The organism is Streptomyces rubradiris (genome assembly GCF_016860525.1).
In the GTDB taxonomy this organism is placed as follows: Bacteria; Actinomycetota; Actinomycetes; order Streptomycetales; family Streptomycetaceae; genus Streptomyces; species Streptomyces rubradiris.
In genome coordinates, this window is sequence record NZ_BNEA01000015.1 from 642,988 (window position 1) to 664,354 (window position 21,367).

Annotated in this window: 18 protein-coding genes; 5 read left to right on the forward strand and 13 right to left on the reverse strand. The window is 74.0% G+C overall.

The features are described from left to right. The first annotated feature begins 5 nt into the window (after positions 1-5). Positions 6-1,223, forward strand: a complete 1,218-nt coding sequence (locus Srubr_RS16160; protein ID WP_189989063.1) for a lactonase family protein — start codon at positions 6-8, stop codon at positions 1,221-1,223. On the opposite strand, the gene Srubr_RS16165 is transcribed toward Srubr_RS16160, so the two are convergent. Both Srubr_RS16165 and Srubr_RS16170 read right to left on the reverse strand, forming a co-directional pair. After that, a complete protein-coding gene (locus tag Srubr_RS16165; RefSeq protein ID WP_189989065.1) occupies positions 1,191-1,916 on the reverse strand; it encodes a DUF2470 domain-containing protein in 726 nt (241 codons plus the stop codon). The two genes, Srubr_RS16160 and Srubr_RS16165, sit on opposite strands and share 33 nt — an antisense overlap. A 90-nt stretch (positions 1,917-2,006) precedes the next feature. Continuing rightward, positions 2,007-2,615, reverse strand: coding sequence for a TetR/AcrR family transcriptional regulator (locus Srubr_RS16170; protein ID WP_189989067.1), 609 nt, complete (start codon positions 2,613-2,615; stop codon positions 2,007-2,009). Positions 2,616-2,732: 117 nt separating this feature from the next. Between Srubr_RS16170 and Srubr_RS16175 the strand changes: the two genes are divergently transcribed. Continuing rightward, on the forward strand, positions 2,733-4,301 hold the full coding sequence (locus Srubr_RS16175) for a cytochrome P450 (protein ID WP_189989069.1): 1,569 nt from the start codon (positions 2,733-2,735) through the stop codon (positions 4,299-4,301). Here Srubr_RS16175 and Srubr_RS16180 read toward each other — a convergent pair. From Srubr_RS16180 to Srubr_RS16230, 11 genes are all read right to left on the reverse strand, one after another. After that, positions 4,263-5,111: a pentapeptide repeat-containing protein gene (locus Srubr_RS16180; RefSeq protein WP_189989071.1), complete on the reverse strand. Its 849-nt coding sequence runs from the start codon at positions 5,109-5,111 to the stop codon at positions 4,263-4,265. The two genes, Srubr_RS16175 and Srubr_RS16180, sit on opposite strands and share 39 nt — an antisense overlap. Positions 5,112-5,121: 10 nt before the next feature. After that, on the reverse strand, positions 5,122-6,366 hold the full coding sequence (locus tag Srubr_RS16185; RefSeq protein WP_189989072.1) for a glycosyltransferase: 1,245 nt from the start codon (positions 6,364-6,366) through the stop codon (positions 5,122-5,124). Beyond that, on the reverse strand, positions 6,363-7,163 hold the full coding sequence (locus tag Srubr_RS16190; RefSeq protein ID WP_189989803.1) for a MerR family transcriptional regulator: 801 nt from the start codon (positions 7,161-7,163) through the stop codon (positions 6,363-6,365). The genes Srubr_RS16185 and Srubr_RS16190 overlap by 4 nt, the downstream gene beginning before the upstream one ends. 73 nt (positions 7,164-7,236) lie before the next feature. Next, complete coding sequence (locus Srubr_RS16195) at positions 7,237-8,535, reverse strand: alpha/beta fold hydrolase (RefSeq protein WP_189989074.1); 1,299 nt, start codon at positions 8,533-8,535, stop codon at positions 7,237-7,239. A gap of 99 nt (positions 8,536-8,634) precedes the next feature. Continuing rightward, entirely contained in the window at positions 8,635-9,654 is a 1,020-nt protein-coding gene (locus Srubr_RS16200) for a LacI family DNA-binding transcriptional regulator (RefSeq protein WP_189989076.1), read from the reverse strand. Between the two features lie 54 nt (positions 9,655-9,708). After that, on the reverse strand, positions 9,709-11,046 hold the full coding sequence (locus Srubr_RS16205) for a BNR repeat-containing protein (protein ID WP_189989079.1): 1,338 nt from the start codon (positions 11,044-11,046) through the stop codon (positions 9,709-9,711). Between the two features lie 18 nt (positions 11,047-11,064). Next, on the reverse strand, positions 11,065-11,385 hold the full coding sequence (locus tag Srubr_RS16210) for an L-rhamnose mutarotase (RefSeq protein ID WP_189989081.1): 321 nt from the start codon (positions 11,383-11,385) through the stop codon (positions 11,065-11,067). A gap of 17 nt (positions 11,386-11,402) precedes the next feature. Beyond that, positions 11,403-12,482 (reverse strand): rhamnose ABC transporter substrate-binding protein, encoded by a 1,080-nt coding sequence (gene rhaS, locus Srubr_RS16215; protein ID WP_189989083.1) that lies wholly within the window; start codon positions 12,480-12,482, stop codon positions 11,403-11,405. A 31-nt stretch (positions 12,483-12,513) separates the two neighbouring features. Then, complete coding sequence (locus Srubr_RS16220) at positions 12,514-13,479, reverse strand: ABC transporter permease (RefSeq protein WP_189989085.1); 966 nt, start codon at positions 13,477-13,479, stop codon at positions 12,514-12,516. Between the two features lie 182 nt (positions 13,480-13,661). Next, positions 13,662-14,732 (reverse strand): ABC transporter permease, encoded by a 1,071-nt coding sequence (locus Srubr_RS16225; protein WP_189989087.1) that lies wholly within the window; start codon positions 14,730-14,732, stop codon positions 13,662-13,664. Further along, positions 14,729-16,246: a sugar ABC transporter ATP-binding protein gene (locus Srubr_RS16230; protein WP_189989088.1), complete on the reverse strand. Its 1,518-nt coding sequence runs from the start codon at positions 16,244-16,246 to the stop codon at positions 14,729-14,731. The genes Srubr_RS16225 and Srubr_RS16230 overlap by 4 nt, the downstream gene beginning before the upstream one ends. Before the next feature lie 274 nt (positions 16,247-16,520). Between Srubr_RS16230 and rhaI the strand changes: the two genes are divergently transcribed. The 3 genes from rhaI to Srubr_RS16245 all read left to right on the forward strand — a co-directional run bounded on the left by rhaI (position 16,521) and on the right by Srubr_RS16245 (position 21,290). After that, positions 16,521-17,681, forward strand: coding sequence for an L-rhamnose isomerase (gene rhaI, locus Srubr_RS16235; RefSeq protein ID WP_189989090.1), 1,161 nt, complete (start codon positions 16,521-16,523; stop codon positions 17,679-17,681). A 109-nt stretch (positions 17,682-17,790) separates the two neighbouring features. Continuing rightward, positions 17,791-19,830: a bifunctional aldolase/short-chain dehydrogenase gene (locus Srubr_RS16240; RefSeq protein ID WP_189989092.1), complete on the forward strand. Its 2,040-nt coding sequence runs from the start codon at positions 17,791-17,793 to the stop codon at positions 19,828-19,830. Then, the gene (locus Srubr_RS16245; RefSeq protein WP_189989094.1) at positions 19,827-21,290 is read left to right on the forward strand and encodes a rhamnulokinase; all 1,464 of its coding nucleotides are present in this window, start codon (positions 19,827-19,829) and stop codon (positions 21,288-21,290) included. The genes Srubr_RS16240 and Srubr_RS16245 overlap by 4 nt, the downstream gene beginning before the upstream one ends. Positions 21,291-21,367: the final 77 nt, after the last annotated feature.

The window sequence follows — 21,367 nt, forward strand, 5'->3', positions numbered from 1 at the left end:
GGGGCATGGAGACGGAGTCACGGGCATCCGCACGGAGCCGGGAGCACGGGAGCGGGTGGACCAGGCGCCGGTTCGTCGGGGCGGTGGCGGGCACGGCGGCCCTCACCGCGTGCACGGCCCGGGTGACCCCGTCGGCGCACGCTCCGGCGACCCGGGGCACCCCGGAGCCCTCCGGGCCGTCCCGGGGGCCGTCGGGACCGCGCCCGCTGTACGTGGGCACCTACACCTCGGTGGCGGGCGGCGGCACCGGCATCGGCATCGCCGCGTACGACCCCCGGTCGGGCCGGATCACCGGGGAGGGCACGCTGACCGGGGTGTCCGACCCGTCGTATCTGGCCGTGCACCCGGACGGCCGGACGCTGTACGCGGTGGCCGAGCGGCAGGACGGCGCGGTGACGGCCGTGCGCCTGGCCGACCGGCGGGTCCTCGGCACCCGGAGCACCGGCGGCGCGGGTCCCTGCCACTTGTCGGTGCATCCCAGCGGTCGCTGGCTGCTGAGCGCCGACTACGGCTCGGGCAGCGTCTCGGTGCACCCGATCGACGCCTCGGGGGCCCTGGGCGAGCGCACCGACCGGGTCACGCACACCTCCCCGCCGCCCGGTCCCGGCCAACAGGGGCCGCACGCCCACCAGTTCGTCACCAGCCCCGACGGACGGCACGTGCTCGCCGTGGACCTGGGCACCGACACCGTCTACACCTACCGCCTGGATCCGGTGCGGGGCACGCTCACGGAGGTCGCCCGCGCGCGCACCCGGCCCGGCGCGGGCCCGCGCCACCTGACCTTCCACCCCGGTGGCCGGTACGCCTACCTGGCCAACGAGGTGGACGACACCGTGACCGTCTGCGCCTACGACCCGCGCTCCGGGCGACTGAGCGTCGGCGCGCCGCAGCCGACGGGCTCGGACGGTGGCACCAACTATCCGGCGCAGCTCCTGGTGACGGCGGACGGCCGGTTCGCGTTCCTGGCCAACCGGGGCCACAACAGCCTCGCCCGGTACGCCGTGGAGGCCGCCGGGGCCCGGCTGCGGCTGCTGGGGACGGTGCCGGTGGGCGGGGACTTCCCGCGGCAGATCGCGTTCTCCCCGGACGGCCGGCTGCTGTTCGCGGCGAACCAGCGCTCCGGCACGGTCACCGTCTTCCACGTCGACGCGGGCAGGGGGCGGCTGAGCCCGGCCGGCGAGCCGTTCGCGTCACCCGTCGCCGTCTGCGCGTTGCCGCTGTAGCGCCCGGGGGCAGCCCGCGGCGGCGGCCTGGGCCAGCAGGGCGTGCACGCGCTCGGTGAGCTGGGGCAGGTCGTCGGCGGGCGTGTGGAAGGGCAGTCGTACGTCGCCGTGGGCGCGGGTGCGTTCGATCCGCAGGGTCAGTCCGTGCCGGTCGACGGCGAGCGGCACCACCCGGGTCGCGGCGTGCAGGCTCTCCGGCCGCACCAGGCGGCTGAGCCGCTCGACGGCGTCCGGGTGGGCGTCGGCGAGGTGGGTGAGCAGCCGGGCCTCGGCCTCGGCGAGGGGGTCGGGCCGGGCGGCGGCGAACTCGTCGAGGTCGACGACGACGGGCCCGGATGCCTGCCGGAGCACGACCCGGGTGGGGCGGAAGAGCAGGGCGCCCTCGGACGGCTCCAGCCGGCCGGAGAGGTAGAGCCGGGCCCGGACGCGGTTGCGCACCGGTACGGGGGCGACGTCGGCGAACTCCAGCAGGGCGGAGGGTTCCTGGCGCGGGGCGCACAGGAACGCGGCGAACAGGCCGCTGTCGTCGGGCACGGTCAGCCGCACCAGGCCGTCCTCGGTCACGGTGTGCGCTCCGGCGTACTCCTCGCGCACGCCGTCCGCGGTCACCGCGCACGACCACGCCACGGACAGCACCGTGCGTGCCCGTTCCGCCGCGCCGGGGGCGGCCGTCCAGTCCTGCGTGTCACCCATCCGAGACCTCCTTAGGTAAGCCTTGCCTAACCTATCGGAGTTCGGGGCCCGCGCCAACCACGCCGCACCGGCGGACGGAGTCGTTCCGGGTTACGCGAGGACGCCCAGCAGCGCGCGGGCACACAGGTCGCGCACCCGCTCGCGACCCGACTCGCCCTGCCCGCCGAGCCATTCCAGACACACGGCGGTGGTGAAGGCGAGCCAGCCGCGCACCGCCAGACGCACCTCGGGGGCGCTCTCGACGACCGGCCCGAACTCGGGGTCGGCGGCGAACGCGGCCAGGATCTGCCGCTCCTGCGCGGCCAGCGCCCGCTGGTAGACGCGGCGCACGACGGGGTCGCCGGCCGCGGCGGCGCGGTGGAAGGCGCGGAACCCGTGCGCGTGGGCCTCGACATAGCCGAGATACGCGTCGAGGCCGGCGGCCAGCTGCTCGCGCACCGGCACCCCGGGCACGGCCGCCGTCATCCGCAGCATCCGCTCGCTCTCGCGCTCCACGACCGCGGCGAAGAACTCCCGCTTGGTGGGGAAGTAGTGGTACAGCAGCCCCCGCGACACCCCGGCGATCTCGGCGACCCGCTCCACCCACACATCGTCGTAGGCGCTCTCGGAGAACAGCTTCGCGCCGACCGACAGCAACTGCTCACGGCGCTCTTCGGTACTGAGCCGGCGCCGGGCGCGCTCCCCCTCGTTCGCGGGCATGCCGTCACTCTACTTGACGCCGAATCTAATACGGCACCACACTGAAACGCGTTATTGAACCCACGTCCAACACGCGGGGGCGGCGTCAACCATCCGCTGGATCAAGGGGGATCACGCATGGCGGAGACGACGAAGACCAAGGGGAACCGGCCGCCGAAGGGCTTCCGGAGCGCCGAGCACGGCTGGCCGGAACTGCATCGCATACCGCACCCGCGGCACCGGCTGCCGCTGCTCGGCGATGTGCTAGGCGCCGACCGGCACCGCCCGCTCCAGGACTCCCTGCGCCACGCCCGCGAGCTGGGCCCGATCTTCCGGCGCCGGGCCTTCGGCAACGAGTTCGTGCTGGTGTGGGGGGCACGGCTGGTCGCCGACCTCGCCGACGAGTCACGGTTCGCCAAGCACGTCGGGCTGGGCGTCGCCAACCTGCGGCCGGTGGCCGGGGACGGCCTGTTCACCGCCTACAACCACGAGCCCAACTGGCAGCTGGCGCACGACGTCCTCGCGCCCGGGTTCAGCCGGGAGGCCATGGAGGGCTACCACGGCATGATGCTGTCCGTGGCCGGCCGGCTCACCGACCACTGGGACCGGCGGCTGGCGGCCGGGCGCACGGTGGACGTGCCCGGTGACATGACCCGGCTGACCCTGGAGACCATCGCGCGGACCGGCTTCGGGCACGACTTCGGCTCCTTCGAACGCGACCGGCCGCACCCGTTCGTCACCGCGATGATCGGCACCCTCGGCTACGCCCAGCGCCTCAACACCGTTCCCGTCCCGCTGGCCCCGCTGCTGCTGCGCACCGCGACCCGGCGCAACGCGGCCGACATGGCCTACCTGAACCGCACGGTGGACGAACTCGTGGCGGCCCGGCGCCGGTCCGGGGGCGGCAAGGGGGACCTGCTGGACCGCATGCTGGCCACCGCGCACCCGGAGACCGGGGAGCGGCTGTCCCCGCAGAACGTCCGCAAGCAGGTCATCACGTTCCTGGTGGCGGGCCACGAGACCACCTCGGGCGCGCTCTCCTTCGCCCTGTACTACCTCGCCCGGCACCCGGAGATCGCCGCCCGGGCCCGGGCCGAGGTGGACCGCGTCTGGGGCGACACCCCGCACCCCCGCTACGACCAGGTCGCCCGGCTGCGCTACGTGCGCCGGGTGCTGGACGAGTCGCTCAGGCTGTGGCCGACCGCGCCCGCCTTCGCCCGCGAGGCCCGCCAGGACACCGTCCTGGCCGGGGAGCATCCGATGCGCCGGGGCGCGTGGGCCCTGGTGCTGACGCCGATGCTGCACCGCGCGCCGGAGGTGTGGGGCCCGGACCCCGAGCGGTTCGACCCGGACCGCTTCACCCCGCAGGCCGTGCGCGCCCGTCCGCCGCACACCTTCAAGCCGTTCGGCACCGGGGCCCGGGCCTGCATCGGCCGGCAGTTCGCCCTGCACGAGGCGATCCTGGTCCTCGGCCTGCTGCTGCGCCGCTACGAGCTGCACACCGACCCCGGCTACCGCCTGACCGTCACCGAACGCCTGACACTCATGCCGGAGGGGCTGCGGCTACGGCTGGAACGACGACGCCGGCACCCCGAAGAGGCGCGGCGTACGGTCCCCCCGGACCAGGACGAACCCGCCGCACCCCGGCGGCATCAGCCACAGCCCCGGTCAGCGAGCCGCTGTCCAGTGCGCGGGGCGGGTGACTGACCCCGGCAGACGCGTACCGGCGCCGCCCCGCGCGGCGTTCACCTGCGGCTGGGTGAGGAAGAAGGCCCCGGTCAGGTCCGCGTCGGTGAGATCGGCGTCCCGCAGGTCCGCGCCGATCAGATCCGCGTCGCGCAGGTCGGCCCCGGTGAGGTCGGCGGCGATGAGGTAGGCACCGCGCAGGCTCGCCCCGCGCAGATCGGCGCCCCTGAGCCGGGCGCCGATCAGGTCCGCGCCCCGCCGGTCCTTGCCCTTCGCCTTCCCCCTGCCCTTGCCGGTGGCACCGGCCCGGACCAGCTCGCTGGTGCGCAGCAGGAGCACGTTGACCTCCTGCCGGTGCGCGGCCACGTCCAGCGCGGCCAGCTCCTCGGGGCCCTGCCGGGTGAGCCGCTCGGTGTGCTCCAGGGCCGTGCGCAGCTCGGGGTGGACGGGTGCGGCGGCGGGCAGTCCCAGCGCCTCCGTCAGGTACCACAGCAGCTCGTGCAGCTGCCGGACGACCGGGAAGACGTCGAACATGCGGCGCGCGTGCTCCTTCGGCCCGCCGCGCCAGTCCCGTCCGCCGAAGGTGACCTGGGACACCTTCTGCCCGGCGCCGAAGCAGTCGTAGACCGTGCAGCCGGTGAAGCCCTGCTGCCGCAGGCGGGCGTGGATGCCGCAGCGGTGGTCGTCCCGGAGGTTGGAGCAGGGGGTGCCCGCGGGCTTGTCCACCGCGAAGTCGGCGGAGCGGGCGAAGGGCAGGGCGACGCAGCACAGTCCGAAGCACTGTGCGCACTCGCCCCGCAGGTCGGCGGGGACGGTTGTCTTCTCCGGCATGACAACCAGCCTACTGACCTGCGAAAGCTCCCTGTCCGTCGCGTCGCCCGGCCACCCGCTCGACGGCGGCCCGCACCCGGTCCGCGCCGTCCTCCAGGGCCATGTGGCGGGCGGCCCGCGCGGCGGCGGCCGCGTACGTCTGCCGGCCCGTCACCTCGGTGAGTGCCGCGGCGAGCCGTTCCACGGTGAGGCCGCGCAGCGGGACCGGGGCCGCGGCGGCGCCGAGCGCGGCGAGCCTGGCGGCCCAGAACGGCTGGTCGGCCGCGGCGGGTACGGCGACCGAGGGCACGGCGGCGCGCAGCGCGGCGGCGGTGGTGCCCGCCCCGGCGTGGTGGACGACGGCGGCCAGCCGCGGGAACAGCAGGGCGTGCGGCACCTCGCCGACGGTGAGCAGGTCGTCCCCGTCGGCGGCGAGCCCGGCCGCGCCCGACTGGAGGATGCCGCGCAGCCCCGCCCGGCGCAGCGCCGCCACGGCGATCTCGCTGAGCCGCTCGCCCTGCCCGGCGGCCATGCTGCCGAAGCCGACGAGGACCGGCCGGGGTCCGGCCCGCAGGAAGTCCTCCAGCGCGGCGGGCAGGCGTTCGCCGGTGCCCAGGTGGGGCTGGAAGGTGCCGGCGACCTCCAGGCCGGGCCGCCAGTCGGCGGGCCGGGGGACGAGGGCCGTGCTGAAGCCGTGCAGCACCGGCCAGTGCGCCCGTTCCCGGCGGCGGCGCATCGCGGCGGCGGTGAGCGGGGGCAGCCCGAGCCGCCGGCGCAGTTCGGCCACCGCCGGAGCGTAGATCCGGTCGGTCATGCGCAGCGCCAGCCGGCCGGCCGCCCGGTTGCCGGCCCGGCCCAGCGACCGGGCGCCCGCGACCACGGGCGGGAAGTCACCGGTGGGCGCGGTCGGCTGGAGGTACAGGCCGATACTGGGCAGGCCGGTGGCCTCGGCGAGATGCCAGCCGAGCGGGGCCGTGGTGGCCGACAACAGGAGCAGCTCGGTGTCGTCGGTGACCGCGTCGGCGAACCCCCGGCCGAGTTCCGTGACGAAGGCGGCGGCCGTGCGCATGAGGTCCCGTCGGCTCCCGGCCCCGCCGTGCGCCCGTGGATCGGCGGGCAGCGGCCGGAAACCCAGCCCGGCACCGCGGGCGAGGCCGGCGAAGCCGTCGGTGGCGGCCAGCGTCACCTGGTGCCCGGCGCGGGTCAGTGCGGCGCCCACGCCGGTGTAGGGCGCGACGTCACCGCGCGATCCGGCCGTGGCGATCAGGATTCTCATGGCTGCTCCTCGGGTTCCGGGCCGGCGGCTTCGCGGCGGGCGGCGTTGGCGTGGATCGCCTTGCTCACGTACGCGGCGAGGCCGGGCCGTTGCTGTGACGGCGGGACGAGGAGGGCGAAGGCGCGCGGGTCGGCGGCCAGGTCGTCGGCGACGCGCCGGTGGGTGTCCGGCGGGCAGGGGGTGAACCAGCGGGCCAGATGGCGGCGGTGTTCCTCGGCGAGGTCCATGGCCCGCTCTCCGTCGGCGGGTTCACCGGCGTCGAAGGCGGCGAGCAGGTCGGCCCGCCAGGCCGCGGCCTCGGCCATCAGCCGCCGCCAGTCCTCCTTGCTGTGGCCGGCCGCCCGTGCCATCGCCTCCCGGTACGCGGCCGAGTCCCGCCACTTCAGCTGCGCCTCGGTGGCGTAGCTGAGGTCGAAGGAGATCTCCCCGAAGACCTCGAAGCGCTCCTCGGGGCTGAGCCGCACCCCGGTGCGCTGCACTTCGATGGCCTGCTCGGCCACCTCCGCGAGCCGTTCGAGCCGGGCGATCTCCTCGCGCAGCAGGCGCTGGCGTTCCCTCAGATGGCCGAGTGCGTCGGCGTGCGGGTCGCGCAGGATGGCGGCGATCTCGTCGAGCGGGAAGCCCAGTTCCCGGTAGAAGAGGATCTGCTGGAGCCGGGCCAGGTCGGCGTCGCCGTAGCGGCGGTAGCCGGCGGGGCTGCGCTCGCCGGGCGAGAGCAGCCCCGTCCTGTCGTAGTGGTGCAGCGTCCGCACGGTCACCCCGGCGAACGCCGCGACCTGGCCCACCGAGTAGCCCATGTGCCCGCCCTTTCGTCCGGTCACAGGCTGCGGCCTGACGTAGGGGGAGGGTCAAGCCGGTGCGGCCCGCCCGTCATGCCTCGTCGCGGACCAGGGACAGCAGCCGGTCCAGGACCCGGGGTGCCGTGCGCAGGCCGTCGTGCTCGTACTCGTTGGTGACCCAGGGGCGCAGGCCGCGGATGGCGGCGGCGGTCTCCAGGGAGTGGGTGGCGTCCACGAACATGTCGTCGTGGTAGACGGCGGCGGCGACGGGGACCTCGTTGGCGGCGAGGCGGGCCGGGTCGTACAGCGGGCGCCAGTCGGTGCGGGCGGCGAGCAGGTCGGCGGTCTCGCGCAGGGGCCGCAGGGCGGGGTCGGCCTCGAACATCCAGGGGTGGACGGTCTCGCCGGTGAAGAGCACCGGGCCGTCCCCGGTGAGCGCCTTGGCAGCGTCGAACCGCGGGAACTCGGCGCGGACGCGTTCGGCGGCCCAGGCCGTGGGGCGGGCGTCCTGGCCGTAGATCGACTCGTGGACGAGGGCGTAGAGCGGGTGGGCGGCGTACGACAGCAGGGTCTGCGCCTGTTCCTGGAAGGCGTCGGACAGCTCGTGGCCGGCAGGAGTGCGCACGAAGGCGTCCTCCAGCAGCAGGTGCAGCCGGTGGCTGCCGTCGGTCGTGCCGAGCATCAGGCCGAGGGACTGGAACGCCTCCACGGTGAAGCGGTAGCCGTTCGGCAGGACCACGTCGTGGGTGAGGAGGTGGTCGGCGATCCGGCGGGCCCGTCGCACGTCCTCGGGATAGCGGTCGTAGTGGGCGGCGACCTTGCGCTCGATGCGCGGGTAGGCCGCCCGGTAGACGTCGTCGGCGTGGGCGTGCAGGGACGGCAGGCCGCCGGTGATCAGTGCGGTGTGCACGCCCTCGGGGGCGAGGGAGAGGTACGACACGGTGCAGAAGCCGCCGTAGCTCTGGCCGAGCACGGTCCACGGGGCGCCGCCGGTGAGGCGGGGGCGGATGGCCTCGCAGTCGCGGACGATGGAGTCGGCGCGGAAGTGGGTGAGGTAGTCGGCCTGGGCGGCGGGGCCGCCGCGCAGCGGGAGCGTCTGCCGGGTGGCGGGGGTGGAGCGGCCGGTGCCGCGCTGGTCGAGCAGCAGGACGCGGTACTCCTCCAGGGCCCGGTCGAGCCAGGACTGACGTCCGACGAAACGATTCGCCCCGAAGCCGGGGCCACCCGTGAGATACACCAGCCAGGGCAGGTCCTGCCCGGCCTTGCCGCTCGCCACCGCCTCGCGGGCGTACAGCTCGATGGTCTCGCCCCCCGGGTCGGCGTGGTCGAGGGGCACGGTGAAGTGGTGGTCGGTGAGGACGACGCCGGGCTGGCGGTAGCTGTGGCTCAACGGGTCTCCCGGAACGGGCGGTACGGACGCGTCCCAGTTCAGCACATGAGCGCGCGCGGGCCGCACCCCGGGATCACCGTTCGGACACCGGACGGGCGGTCAGCGCGCGACCAGGCTGGAGCGGCGCACCACCAGCTCCGGCTGGAGCACCACCCGGCGGTGCTCGTGGGCCCGCTCGCCCCGCTCGGTCTCCTCCAGCAGCAGTTCGGCGGCGAGGGTGCCCAGGGTGACGGCGGGCTGGCGTACGGAGGTGAGCGGGACGGCCGCCGCGGCGGCGAACTCGATGTCGTCGTAGCCGACGATCGCCAGTTCGTCGGGGACGGCGACGCCCGCCGCGTACATGGCCTGGAGCAGGCCGAGGGCGAGCAGGTCGTTGGCGCAGAAGACGGCGGTGGGGCGGTCGGCGAGGCCGAGCAGCCGGGCGCCCGCGTCCCGGCCCGCGGCCACGTCGAGGCGTTCGGTGGGCAGTTCGCGCAGCGCCTCGGGCCCGAGCCCGGCCTCGGCGAGCGCGGACAGCGCGCCGGTGCGCCGGTCGCGGACCTGGTTCAGCCCGGGCGGCCCGCTGACGTAGGCGATGGAGCGGTGCCCGGCGTCCACCAGGTGGCGCACCGCGAGCGCGCCGCCCGCGATGTCGTCCACCGACACCGAGCACTCGGTGGTGCCCTCGGCGACCCGGTCGACCAGCACGAACGGGATGCCGTGCCGGCGGAAGGCGGCGATGTTGCGGCCGGTGGCGTCGGCCGGGGTCAGCAGCACGCCCCGCACCCGCTGTTCGGCGAAGAGCGAGAGGTACTCGGCCTCCTCGGCCGCGTCCTGGGCGCTGTTGCACACCATCACGCCCAGCCCGGCGTTCCGGGCGGCCCGTTCGGCGCCGCGGGCCACGTCCACGAAGAACGGGTTGCCCATGTCGAGCACGAGCAGCCCCATGATCCGGCTGCGGCCCGCCCGTAGCTGGCGCGCCGACTCGCTGCGGACGTAGCCGAGCCGGTCGATCGCGGACAGCACCCGGGCCCGGGTCTCGCTCGCCACGGTGTCCGGGCGGTTGATGACGTTGGACACCGTGCCCACGGACACTCCGGCGGCGCGGGCGACGTCCTTGATACCCACCGACTGGGCCATCGGGTTTCGGACCTCCAGGGGACGGGATGCGGCGGGACGAGCCTCACATTACCGTCACGCGGGCAGGGCGAAGTCGGCCACGTACAGCGGTGAGGGCGTCGTACCGGCGGACTTCTCCTGGTACATGAACGACAGGACGCCGTCCGCCGCGATCCGGGTCTCGTCCACCACCACCTCGCCGAACGCGTTCAGCCCGGCGCCGTCGAACAGCAGCGCCCAGTCGGTGTACCCACGGGCCGCCGAGGCGGCGGCGATCCGGCCGCGGGGCAGCACGGCGTAGGCGTTGTCGTGGCGGTCCAGGACCAGCCTGGTGCGCTGGCTGGAGCGCAGCGGGACGGGGATCTCGGTCTTCAGCCAGGTGCCGGCGGCGGTCTTGCGCAGATGGTGGGCGCGGGCGTGGGCGGTGCGGGCCGCGGCGTAGCCGCCGGGCCGCGGGCCGAGGCGGACGGGGAGGTGGCTGACGACTCCGTGCGGCAGGCCGGCCGAGTCGGTGCACTGACTCTCCTGGTTCATCAGGCAGTGGTCCGGGCCCAGCGGGTCGACGACCAGGCCGGGGTCGGTGACGCGGACCCGGTCCGGCCCGCCGGTGGTGCCCACCACGGTGCCCGCGTCGTCGCGCCAGGTCCGGCCGCGGTCGTCGGACGTGACGTAGCCGGTGTCGTGGTTGGTCAGTCCGCCGCCGTCGGCGAGGACGGCCGGGTCCCGCTCCCGCCAGGTGAACAGGGCGTGCAGCCGGCCGCGCCGGTCGTAGTCGAGGCCGTGCAGGTACATGCTGCGGGCGGTGCTGGAGCCGTGCGCGCTGGTGTACGTGCCGGTGGCGCCGGACCACTCCCCCAGCGCGGTCCACCGGGAACCGTCGTACTCCGCGAGGGCGTTGCGGCCGTTCCCGGAGACGCCGGCCCGGTAGGACAGCTGGAGCCGGCCCTCGGGGGTGGTGAGGAACTGCGGGTAGGTGAACCGCTCGGTGAGCGGCAGGCCGTCCAGGGTGGTCCGTACGGCACCGAAGGCGGACGGGCCCCAGGCGGTGCCGGAGGGATCGTCAAGGAGTCCGGCGACGGACTTGACGTAGTGGAAGCCGTCGCTGTGGGAGTCGAGGTTCAGGTGCAGGCGGCCGTCCACCGGGGAGACGCCCATGCAGATGACGTTGTGGGAGTCGTCGGCCTTCAGCCGGTGGGGCAGGGTGACGGCCGTCCAGGCGGCGGTGCCGAGCGCGCGGCGGGCCACGACCGCCTCGCGGCTCGCCGTGTACCAGACGGCGTACTGGTGGCCGCCGTGGGTCAGCAGGCCGTGTTTCTGGAAGGAGTTGGTGTTGACCAGGCCGTCGTAGGAGACGAAGTACAGGGCGCGGGCGTCCAGTCGGGTGCGGGCCGGTCCGGTCAGCGAGGGTCTCATCCGCGTGGCTCCCGGACTTCAGGCGAGGTGGAACACTTCGGTGAGCGGTCGCATGGCCTCGTCGGGCCGGGTGCCGTCCAGGGATTCGAAGAAGGGCGCCATCTCCCGCTGCCAGCGGGCGTTGACCTCGGTGGCGGCCATGCCGGCCTGGGCGGCGGCGAAGTCCTCGGTCTCCAGGTAGCCGACGAGCAGGCCGTCCTCGCGCAGGAACAGCGAGTAGTTGTGCCAGCCGGCCGCCTTCAGGGCGTCGAGCATCTCCGGCCAGACGGCCGCGTGCCGCGCCCGGTACTCCGCGAGCCGGTCCGTCCTGACCTTCAGCAGGAAGCACACGCGCTGCATGAACAGTCTCCGTCCTCTCAGAAGTGGTACCGGTCGATGGTGCGGGCGTCGAACACGGTCGGCTCGCCGAGGTCGATCACGCCGTTCTCGCCGAGGGTGTACGTCGTCCCGCCGGACCGGAAGGTCTCGCCCCGCCTGCCGCTGATCTGCCCGGAGGCCAGCGCGACGGCGGTGCGGGCCGCGAGCGCGCCGAGCCTGTCCGGGTCCCACAGCGCGAAGGCCTCGACGGTGCCGTTCTTGACGTACCGGCGCAGGTCGTTCGGGGTGCCGAGGCCGGTCAGCCGGACCTTGCCCCGGTACTTGGACCCGGACAGGTACCGGGCGGCGGCCTTGATGCCGACGGTGGTCGGGGAGATGATCCCCTTCAGGTCCGGGTGTTCCTGGAGCAGGCCCTGGGTCTGCTGGAAGGACTGCTGGGCGTCGTCGTTGCCGTAGGCGATGCCGACGAGCCGGATGTCCTTGTACTTCGGGTCCTTCAGCTCGTCCTTCATATGGCCGATCCAGGTGTTCTGGTTGGTCGCGGTCTGCGCGGCGGACAGGATCGCGATCTCGCCCTTGTAGCCGATCTGCCGGGCGAGCAGCCGCACTTGGACACGGCCCAGGTCCTCCGCACCGGCCGGCGAGACGAAGGCGTTGCGGCAGCCGGGGGTGGTGTCGGAGTCGTAGGTGACGACCTTGATGCCGCCCCGCATGGCCTGCCTCAGCGCGGTGCACAGGGCGCCGGGGTCCTGCGCGGACACGGCGATGGCGTCCACCCGCTGCTGGGTGAGGGTGTTGACGTAACTCACCTGCCCGGCGGTGTCGGTGGCGCTGCCCGGACCGACCTCCTTGTAGTGCGAGCCGAGTTCGGCGAGGGCCCGCTCGCCGCCCTTGCCGGCGGTGGTGAAGTAGGGGTTGTTGACCTGCTTGGGCAGGAATCCGACGGTCAGGTCCTTCTTGGTCGCGGCGCCCGGGTCGGCCGGGCCGGCGGGCGCGGGGGCGGCGTAGTCCGCCTTGACGTCGTCCTTGGTGGTGCCGCCGCAGGCGGTGAGCGCGAGGGCGAGCCCGGTGCCGGCGGCGAGCAGCACGCGGGCGCGGCGCGGGGAGGGGTGCGGCATCGTAGGCGTCCTTCGTCCGGGGAAAAGGGGTCTAGGCCGGCCGTCGTGCCACGGCGAACCGCCGGGCCAGCCGGGGCCCGAGCACGGACACCACGAGCAGCACACCGGTCACCACGGTCTGCGACTGGGCCGAGACGTCGAGCAGGCTCATCACGTTCTGCAGCGCGCCCAGCAGGAAGACCCCGGCGAGGGCGCCGCCGATCGTGCCCCGGCCCCCGTCGAAGTCGATTCCGCCGAGCAACACGGCGGCCACGACGGACAGTTCGAGCCCGGTGGCGTTGTCGTAGCGGGCGCTGGCGTAGTGCAGCGCCCAGAACACCCCGGTGAGCGCGGACATGAACCCGGTGGCGACGAACAGCACGAGCTTGGTCCGCCTGACCCGGATGCCGGCGAACCGCGCCGCCTCCTCCCCGGCCCCGATCGCGTACAGCGAGCGGCCGAACGGGGTGGCGTGCAGCACCACCGCGGCGAGGGCGAGCAGCACCAGGAAGAGGGGGAAGGCGCGCGGCAGGAAGGAGTCGCCGATGCGGCCGGCCGCGAAGTCCAGGTACTGCGGCGGGAAGTCGGTCACCGTGTCGGAGCCCAGCACGATCTGCGCGATCCCCCGGTACGCGGCGAGCGTGCCGATGGTGACCGCGAGCGAGGGCAGCCCGAGCCGGGTCACCAGCAGGCCGTTGACGAGCCCGCACGCCACGCCCAGCAGCAGGCACAGCGGGATAATCGTCTGGATGGCCAGGCCCTCGTTCCACAGCCGGCCCAGCACCGCGCCGGACAGGCCCGCGGTGGACGCCACGGACAGGTCGACGTCACCGGAGACCACCAGGAGCGTCATCGGCAGGGCGATCAGCGCGATCGGGAGCGTGTTGCCGAGCAGGAACGACAGGTTGAGCGCGTTGCCGAAGCCGTCGACGCAGCCGAACGACAGCAGCGACAGCACGATCAGCAGCGCGCCGACGACCGTGTCCCAGCGGACCGCGCGGGTGAGCGGCTCAGGCACGGGTGCCCTCCTTCGCGGCTTCGGACATCCGCGTTCCCCTGCGCGGCTCAGGCACCGGTGTTCCCTTCCGTGACCCCCGCACCGGCGTTCCCGTTCGTGACCCCCGCACCGGCGTTCCCGTTCGTGACCCACGCACCGGCGTCGCCCTCCGCGACTCACGCACCGGCGTTCCCGTTCGTGACTCAGGCACCGGCGTTCCCCTTCGCCATGGCGGGCCTCCTCGGGCCCGGACTCTTCTTCAGGGCGGTGGCCACCCGCAGCGCGACGACCCGGTCCACGGCGATGGCGAGCAGCAGGAGGGCGCCGTCGATGGCGAGCACCCACACGGAGCTGACGCCGAGCGCGGGCAGCACGCTGCCCACGGAGGTGAGCAGCAGGGCGCCGAGCGCGGCGCCGTACACGCTGCCGGACCCGCCGGTGAAGGCGACGCCGCCGACCACCACCGCGCTGACCACGGTGAGTTCGTAGCCGCTGCCGGTGCCGGAGTCGACGTTGCCGAACCGCGCCAGGTACAGCGCTCCGGCCAGTCCGGCGAGGGCGCCGCAGCACGTGTAGGCGGCCAGTATCCGGCGGCGCACGGGGATGCCGGCCAGCCGGGCCGCCTCGGGGCTGGAGCCGAGCGCGTACAGTTCCCGGCCGCCGGGGTAGTGCTTGAGGTAGTACGCCGTGGCCACCAGCACCGCCAGCGCGATCAGCGCGAGCCAGGGCACCGCGAGGATGCCGCCGGAGCCGAAGTCGGCGAAGCCTGCGGGCAGATCGGCGGCGGTGATCTGGCGGGCGCCCACCCAGAGGGAGTCGGCGCCCCGCACGACGTAGAGGGTGCCGAGGGTGACGACGAGGGCCGGAACCCGGCCGAGGCTGACGAGCAGGCCGTTGAGCAGCCCGCAGCAGACGCCGAGCAGGACCGCGACGAGCACCGCGACGACCGCGTTCCCGCCCCCGTGCAGCCAGGTGCCGGCGGCGAAGGCGCTGATCCCGAGCGTGGAGCCGACGGACAGGTCGACGTTGCGGGTGAGGACGACCAGCGACTGTCCGGTGGCGACCAGCACCAGGACGGCCGCGTTCAGCAGCAGGTCCTTCACGCCCTGCTCGGACAGGAACCGGCTGTTGCCCGCCTGGGTGACCGCGATCATCACCAGGAAGACGGCGAGGACGGCGAGTTCGCGCATCCTGAGGACGCGCTCCAGGAGCCGGGCGCCGCCGGAGGGGGGTGTCCCGGCGGCGGAGGGCTCGTCCGTGGTGGTCACCGTCATGCGGCGGCCCTCCCGGTGGCGGCGGCCAGCACGGTCTCCTCGGTGGCGGCGGCGCGCGGGAGGTCGGCGGTGATCCGGCCCTCGTGCATCACCAGGACCCGGTCGGCCATGCCGAGGATCTCCGGCAGATCGGAGGAGATCATCAGGACGGCCACCCCGTCGGCGGCCAGCTCCCCCAGCAGGCGGTGCACTTCGGCCTTGGTGCCGACGTCGATGCCCCGGGTCGGCTCGTCCACGACGAGTACCTTCGGGGCGGTGGCGAGCCACTTGGCGAGGACGACCTTCTGCTGGTTGCCGCCGGACAGGGTGGAGACGGCGTCCGCGATCCGGGCGTACTTCACCTGGAGCCGCACCGCCCAGTCCAGGGACCGGCGGCGTTCGGCGCGCCGGTGCACCAGGCCGGCGCGGGCGGTCGTGCGCAGGCCGGTCAGGCCGATGTTCCGTTCGACGGACAGGTTCATCACCAGGCCCTGGGCCCGCCGGTCCTCGGGGACGAGGGCCAGTCCGGCGGCCATCGCGGCCGACGGCGCGCCGTTGGGAAGCGGCCGGCCGGCGACCTCCACCTCGCCCGCGTCCCGGCGGTCGACGCCGAACACGGCCCGGGCGACCTCGGTGCGGCCGGCCCCCACCAGCCCGGCGAGGCCGACGATCTCGCCGCGCCGCACGTCGAAGGAGACGTCGGTGAAGACGCCCTCGCGGGTCAGCCGGCGCACGCTGAGGGCGACGTCGCCGGCGCGGACGTGCCGCTTCGGGTACAGCTCGGCCAGGTCGCGGCCGACCATGCGGCGGATCAGGTCGTCCTCGGTCATTCCCGCGAGGGGCTCGGTGGCGATCCGGGTGCCGTCGCGCAGGGTGGTCACCTTCTGGCAGATTTCGAGGATCTCCTGAAGCCGGTGGGAGACGAACAGCACGGCGGCGCCCTGCTCGCGCAGGGTGCGCACGACGCCGAAGAGCCGGGCGGCCTCGCTGCCGGTGAGGGCGGCGGTCGGCTCGTCCATGATCAGGACCCGGGCGTCGAAGGAGAGCGCTTTGGCGATCTCCACCAGCTGCTGGTCGGCGATGGACAGTCCGCGGGCGGGCCGCCCGGGGTCGAGACCGACGCCGAGCCGCCGCATCAGCGCGGCCGTCGCCGCGCGGGTGGCCTTGTGGTCGATCCGGCCGAGGGCACGGGTGGGCCCGCGGCCCATGAAGATGTTCTCGGCGACCGACAGGTCCGGGAACAGGGTGGGTTCCTGGTGGATGACGGCGATGCCGACGGCACGGGCGTCGCCGGGGCCGTGGAGGACGACGGGTCCGCCGTCGAGCAGCACCTGCCCGGTGTCCGGGCGGTGCACCCCGGCGAGGATCTTGATCAGCGTCGACTTGCCCGCGCCGTTCTCGCCGGCCAGGGCGTGCGCCTCACCGGGCAGCAGCTCCAGGGAGACGTCCCGCAGGGCGCGTACGGCGCCGAAGGACTTGGAGACGCCCTTCAGCGCGAGCACCGGGAGAGGTCCCGGGCCGGGCGGATGGGTCATGGGGCTCCTCGACGGCACCGGCGCGGGGGCCGCGGAGCCGCCCACAATGCCGTGAAAGGTTTCAAGTGGATTGCCGGGACCGTAGACACCGTGCCCCTGTCACGTCAATGGGCCCGGATCGAAAAACTTTCGAGCATCGCTCGGGTATGGCACGGTCGCGGTGACCGGGTTGGCCGGAGTGCTTGACACCCCTGGTGACGGCCCCTAGCTTGCCGTTCTGAATCGTTTCATACACTCGGTCCGTCGTCCGCCCGATATCCACAGGAGCCCTGAAGTGACCGACCTCGCCGCGGTGAAGGCCGCGCTCAAGACCCAGGCCGTCGAGACGCCGTCGTGGGCGTACGGGAACTCGGGCACCCGGTTCAAGGTGTTCGCGCAGGCCGGGGTGCCGCGCTCGCCCTGGGAGAAGATCCAGGACGCGGCGCGGGTGCACGCGTTCACCGGGGTCGCGCCGTCGGTCGCCCTGCACATCCCCTGGGACACCGTGGAGGACTACGCCGCGCTCGCGAAGTACGCCGAGGACCAGGGGGTGCGGCTGGGCACGATCAACTCCAACACCTTCCAGGACGACGCCTACAAGCTGGGCAGCGTCTGCCACCCGGACGCGGCGGTACGGCGCAAGGCCGTGGACCACCTGCTGCGCTGCGTCGACATCATGGACGCCACCGGCTCCCGGGACCTGAAGCTGTGGTTCGCGGACGGCACCAACTACCCCGGGCAGGACGATGTGCGCGCCCGCCAGGACCGGCTGGCCGAGGGGCTGGCCGAGGTGTACGCGCGGCTCGGTGAGGAACAGCGGATGCTGCTGGAGTACAAGCTCTTCGAGCCCGCGTTCTACACCACGGACGTGCCCGACTGGGGGACCGCATACGCCCACTGCCTGGGACTCGGCGACAAGGCGCGGGTGGTGGTGGACACCGGGCACCACGCGCCGGGCACCAACATCGAGTTCATCGTCGCCACACTGCTGCGGGAGGACAAGCTCGGCGGGTTCGACTTCAACTCGCGGTTCTACGCCGACGACGACCTGATGGCGGGGGCGGCCGATCCCTTCCAGCTGTTCCGGATCATGTACGAGGTGGTGCGCGGCGGGGGGTTCACCTCCGAGGTCGCGTTCATGCTCGACCAGTGCCACAACATCGAGCCGAAGATCCCGGCGATCATCCGCTCCGTGATGAACGTTCAGGAGGCCACGGCGAAGGCGCTGTTGGTCGACAGGGACGCGTTGGCGAAGGCGCAGGCCGCGGGGGACGTGCTGGGGGCCAACGCCGTGCTGATGGACGCGTACGACACGGATGTGCGGCCGTTGCTCCGTGCGGTCCGGGAGGAGATGGGGGTGGACCCCGATCCGATGGCCGCGTATGCCCGGTCCGGGTGGGCCGAGAAGATCGTCGCCGAGCGGGTCGGTGGGGAGCAGGCGGGCTGGGGGGCGTGAGCGTCTGCCGGGTCGCTGTTCCGTCGCGGGGTGCGGGCCGTCTTCGGCCGGTCACGCAGTTCCCCGCGCCCCTTCGTAACGTTCCCTCTCCTGGAAAGAACCGACAGCCATGACCACCCATCCCCAAGTAGCCGCTCTCCTCTCCCGCTCCCACCGTCTCGGCTCCGACCCCCGCAACACCAACTACGCCGGCGGGAACGCCTCCGCCAAGGGCACCGCCACCGATCCCGTGACCGGGGGTGATGTGGAGCTGATGTGGGTCAAGGGGTCCGGGGGCGACCTCGGCACGCTCACCGACGCCGGGCTGGCCGTGCTGCGGCTGGACCGGGTGCGGGCCCTGACCGGGGTGTACCCCGGTGTGGAGCGCGAGGACGAGATGGTCGGGGCCTTCGACTACTGCCTGCACGGCAAGGGCGGGGCCGCGCCCTCCATCGACACCGCCATGCACGCCCTGGTCGACGCCCCGCACGTGGACCATCTGCACCCGGACTCCGGTATCGCGCTCGCCTGCGCGGCCGACGGGGAGAAGCTGACCGCCGAGTGCTTCGGGGACCGCGTGGTGTGGGTGCCGTGGCGGCGGCCCGGGTTCCAGCTCGGGCTGGACATCGCCGCGATCAAGCGGGACAACCCGCGGGCGGTCGGCTGCGTCCTCGGCGGGCACGGCATCACCGCCTGGGGCGAGACGTCGGAGGAGTGCGAGCGCAACTCGCTGTACATCATCCGCACCGCCGAGGCGTTCCTCGCCGAGCGGGGCAGGGCGGAGCCGTTCGGGCCGGTCGTCGCCGGGTACGAGGCGCTGCCCGAGGCGGAGCGGCGGGAGCGGGCCGCCGCGCTCGCGCCGTACGTCCGGGGCCTCGCGTCACAGGACCGGCCGCAGGTGGGGCACTTCGACGACTCCGACGTGGTCCTGGACTTCCTGGCCCGCGCCGAGCACCCCCGGTTGGCCGCCCTCGGCACCTCCTGCCCGGACCACTTCCTGCGCACCAAGGTGCGGCCGCTCGTGCTGGACCTGCCGCCGGCCGCCCCGCTCGTGGACGCCGTCGCCCGGCTGAGGGAACTGCACGCCGCCTACCGGGAGGAGTACGCCGCCTACTACCGGCGGCACGCCCGGCCCGACTCCCCCGCCATGCGCGGCGCCGACCCGGCCGTCGTGCTGATCCCGGGCGTCGGCATGTTCAGCTTCGGCAAGGACAAGCAGACCGCCCGGGTGGCCGGCGAGTTCTACGTCAACGCGATCAATGTGATGCGGGGCGCCGAGGCCGTCTCGTCGTACGCGCCGATCGAGGAGGCGGAGAAGTTCCGCATCGAGTACTGGGCGCTGGAGGAGGCCAAGCTCCGGCGGATGCCCGCGCCCAAGCCGCTCGCCACGCGTGTGGCGCTGGTGACGGGGGCGGGCAGCGGGATCGGCAGGGCCATCGCGCACCGGCTGGCCGCGGAGGGGGCGTGTGTCGTCGTCGCCGACCTGAACGCCGAGGGCGCGGCGCGGGTCGCCGAGGAACTGGGCGGGCCGGACCAGGCCGTCGCCGTCACCGTGGACGTCACCTCCGAGGAGCAGATCACCGCCGCGTTCCGGTCGGCGGCGCTCGCCTTCGGCGGGGTCGACCTGGTCGTCAACAACGCCGGGATCTCCGTGTCCAAGCCGCTGCTGGAGACCACCGCCCGGGACTGGGACCTCCAGCACGACATCATGGCCCGCGGCTCGTTCCTGGTGTCCCGGGAGGCGGCGCGGGTGATGACGGCGCAGGGACTCGGTGGCGACCTCGTGTACATCGTCTCCAAGAACGGCGTCTTCGCCGGGCCGAACAACATCGCCTACTCCGCCACCAAGGCCGACCAGGCCCACCAAGTGCGGCTGCTGGCGGCCGAGCTGGGCGAGCACGGCATCCGGGTGAACGGGGTCAACCCGGACGGTGTGGTGCGCGGCTCCGGCATCTTCGCCGGGGGCTGGGGGGCTCGGCGGGCCGCGGTCTACGGGGTGCCGGAGGAGAAGCTGGGCGAGTTCTACGCGCAGCGGACCCTGCTCAAGCGCGAGGTGCTGCCCGAGCACGTGGCGAACGCGGTGTTCGCGCTGACGGGCGGGGACCTCACGCACACCACCGGGCTGCACATCCCGGTCGACGCGGGTGTGGCGGCCGCGTTCCTGCGATGAGCGCGGGCGTGAAGGCGTACGCGGCCGTCGACCTGGGCGCGTCCAGCGGGCGGGTCATGGTGGGCCGGGTGGGCCCGGACTCCGTGGAGCTGACCGAGGCGCACCGGTTCCCGAACCGGCCGCTGCGGCTCCCGGAGGGCCTGCGCTGGGACATCCTCGCGCTCTACGGCGGTGTCCTGGACGGGCTGCGGGCGGCGGGCGCCCGCGGCGGTGGCCGGCTCGCCTCGGTCGGCATCGACAGCTGGGCGGTCGACTACGGCCTGCTGGACGGCGCGGGGGCGCTGCTCGGCAACCCGGTCCACTATCGCGACGCCCGCACCGAGGGGGTCGCGGAGAAGGTGTGGGCGACCGTGCCGGCGGCGGAGCTGTACGCGGCGACCGGCATCCAGTACGCGCCGTTCAACACGCTGTACCAGCTCACGGCGGACCGCTCGACCGCCCGGTTCGCCCTCGCGGCACGGGTGTTGCTCGTCCCGGACCTGCTGACGTACTGGCTCACCGGCGAACAGGGCACCGAGCTGACCAATGCCTCCACCACCCAGCTCGTCGACCCCCGGACCCGTACCTGGGCGCACGGCGTCGCCGACCGGCTGGGCATCGACCTCGGCCTGTTCGCGCCGCTGCGGCAGCCCGGCGACCCGGCCGGGACGCTGCGGCCCGAGGTGCTGGCGGAGACCGGGCTGCGCGGCCCGGTGCCGGTGACGGCGGTCGGCTCGCACGACACCGCGTCGGCGGTGGTGGCGGTCCCGGCGACGCACGAGCGGTTCGCCTACATCTGCACCGGCACCTGGTCCCTGGCCGGCCTGGAGCTGACCGCGCCGGTGCTGACCGAGGAGAGCCGGGCGGCGAACTTCACCAACGAGCTGGGGCTGGACGGCACGGTCCGCTACCTGCGCAACATCATGGGGCTGTGGCTGCTCCAGGAGTGCGTACGGGCCTGGGGGGAGCCGGACCTGGGGCTGCTGCTGCGGCAGGCGGCGGCCGTGCCGACGCTGCGTTCGGTGGTGGACGCCGGGGACGCGGCGTTCCTCGCGCCGGGCCGGATGCCGGAGCGGATCGCCGAGGCGTGCCGGGCGTCGGGGCAGCCGGTGCCGGTGACCCCGGCCGAGGTGACCCGGTGCATCCTGGACTCGCTGGCCCTCGCGCACCGGCGGGCCGTGCTGGACGCGGCCCGGCTGGCCGACCATCCGGTGGACGTGGTGCACCTCGTCGGCGGCGGCACCCGCAACGCGCTGCTGTGCCAGCTGACGGCCGACGCCTGCGGGCTGCCGGTCGTCGCGGGCGCCACCGAGGCGGCGGCCCTGGGCAATGTGCTGGTGCAGGCCCGCGCGCACGGACTCGCCGGCGATCTGCCCGCGCTGCGCCGGCTGCTGACCCGTACCCAGCCGCTCACCCGGTACTCACCCCGGGGGGACACCGGCCGGTGGCGGGCGGCCGAGGAGCGGCTCGCCGCGCGGTGAGCCGCGTTCTCCCCGCGGCCGGACCCCGCCGACTACCCTGCAATCGTCCGATGATCCGATCGACCCGTCCGACGACC

Bases quoted from the DNA above. Each gene is read 5' to 3' on its own strand.
- Srubr_RS16180 (WP_189989071.1), bottom strand. From the start codon at position 5,111: ATGCCGGAGAAGACAACCGTCCCCGCCGACCTGCGGGGCGAGTGCGCA.
- rhaS (WP_189989083.1), bottom strand. From the start codon at position 12,482: ATGCCGCACCCCTCCCCGCGCCGCGCCCGCGTGCTGCTCGCCGCCGGC.
- Srubr_RS16170 (WP_189989067.1), bottom strand. From the start codon at position 2,615: ATGCCCGCGAACGAGGGGGAGCGCGCCCGGCGCCGGCTCAGTACCGAA.
- Srubr_RS16240 (WP_189989092.1), top strand. From the start codon at position 17,791: ATGACCACCCATCCCCAAGTAGCCGCTCTCCTCTCCCGCTCCCACCGT.
- Srubr_RS16210 (WP_189989081.1), bottom strand. From the start codon at position 11,385: ATGCAGCGCGTGTGCTTCCTGCTGAAGGTCAGGACGGACCGGCTCGCG.
- Srubr_RS16160 (WP_189989063.1), top strand. From the start codon at position 6: ATGGAGACGGAGTCACGGGCATCCGCACGGAGCCGGGAGCACGGGAGC.
- Srubr_RS16175 (WP_189989069.1), top strand. From the start codon at position 2,733: ATGGCGGAGACGACGAAGACCAAGGGGAACCGGCCGCCGAAGGGCTTC.
- Srubr_RS16185 (WP_189989072.1), bottom strand. From the start codon at position 6,366: ATGAGAATCCTGATCGCCACGGCCGGATCGCGCGGTGACGTCGCGCCC.
- Srubr_RS16200 (WP_189989076.1), bottom strand. From the start codon at position 9,654: ATGGCCCAGTCGGTGGGTATCAAGGACGTCGCCCGCGCCGCCGGAGTG.
- Srubr_RS16245 (WP_189989094.1), top strand. From the start codon at position 19,827: ATGAGCGCGGGCGTGAAGGCGTACGCGGCCGTCGACCTGGGCGCGTCC.
- Srubr_RS16230 (WP_189989088.1), bottom strand. From the start codon at position 16,246: ATGACCCATCCGCCCGGCCCGGGACCTCTCCCGGTGCTCGCGCTGAAG.
- Srubr_RS16190 (WP_189989803.1), bottom strand. From the start codon at position 7,163: ATGGGCTACTCGGTGGGCCAGGTCGCGGCGTTCGCCGGGGTGACCGTG.
- Srubr_RS16225 (WP_189989087.1), bottom strand. From the start codon at position 14,732: ATGACGGTGACCACCACGGACGAGCCCTCCGCCGCCGGGACACCCCCC.
- Srubr_RS16205 (WP_189989079.1), bottom strand. From the start codon at position 11,046: ATGAGACCCTCGCTGACCGGACCGGCCCGCACCCGACTGGACGCCCGC.
- Srubr_RS16165 (WP_189989065.1), bottom strand. From the start codon at position 1,916: ATGGGTGACACGCAGGACTGGACGGCCGCCCCCGGCGCGGCGGAACGG.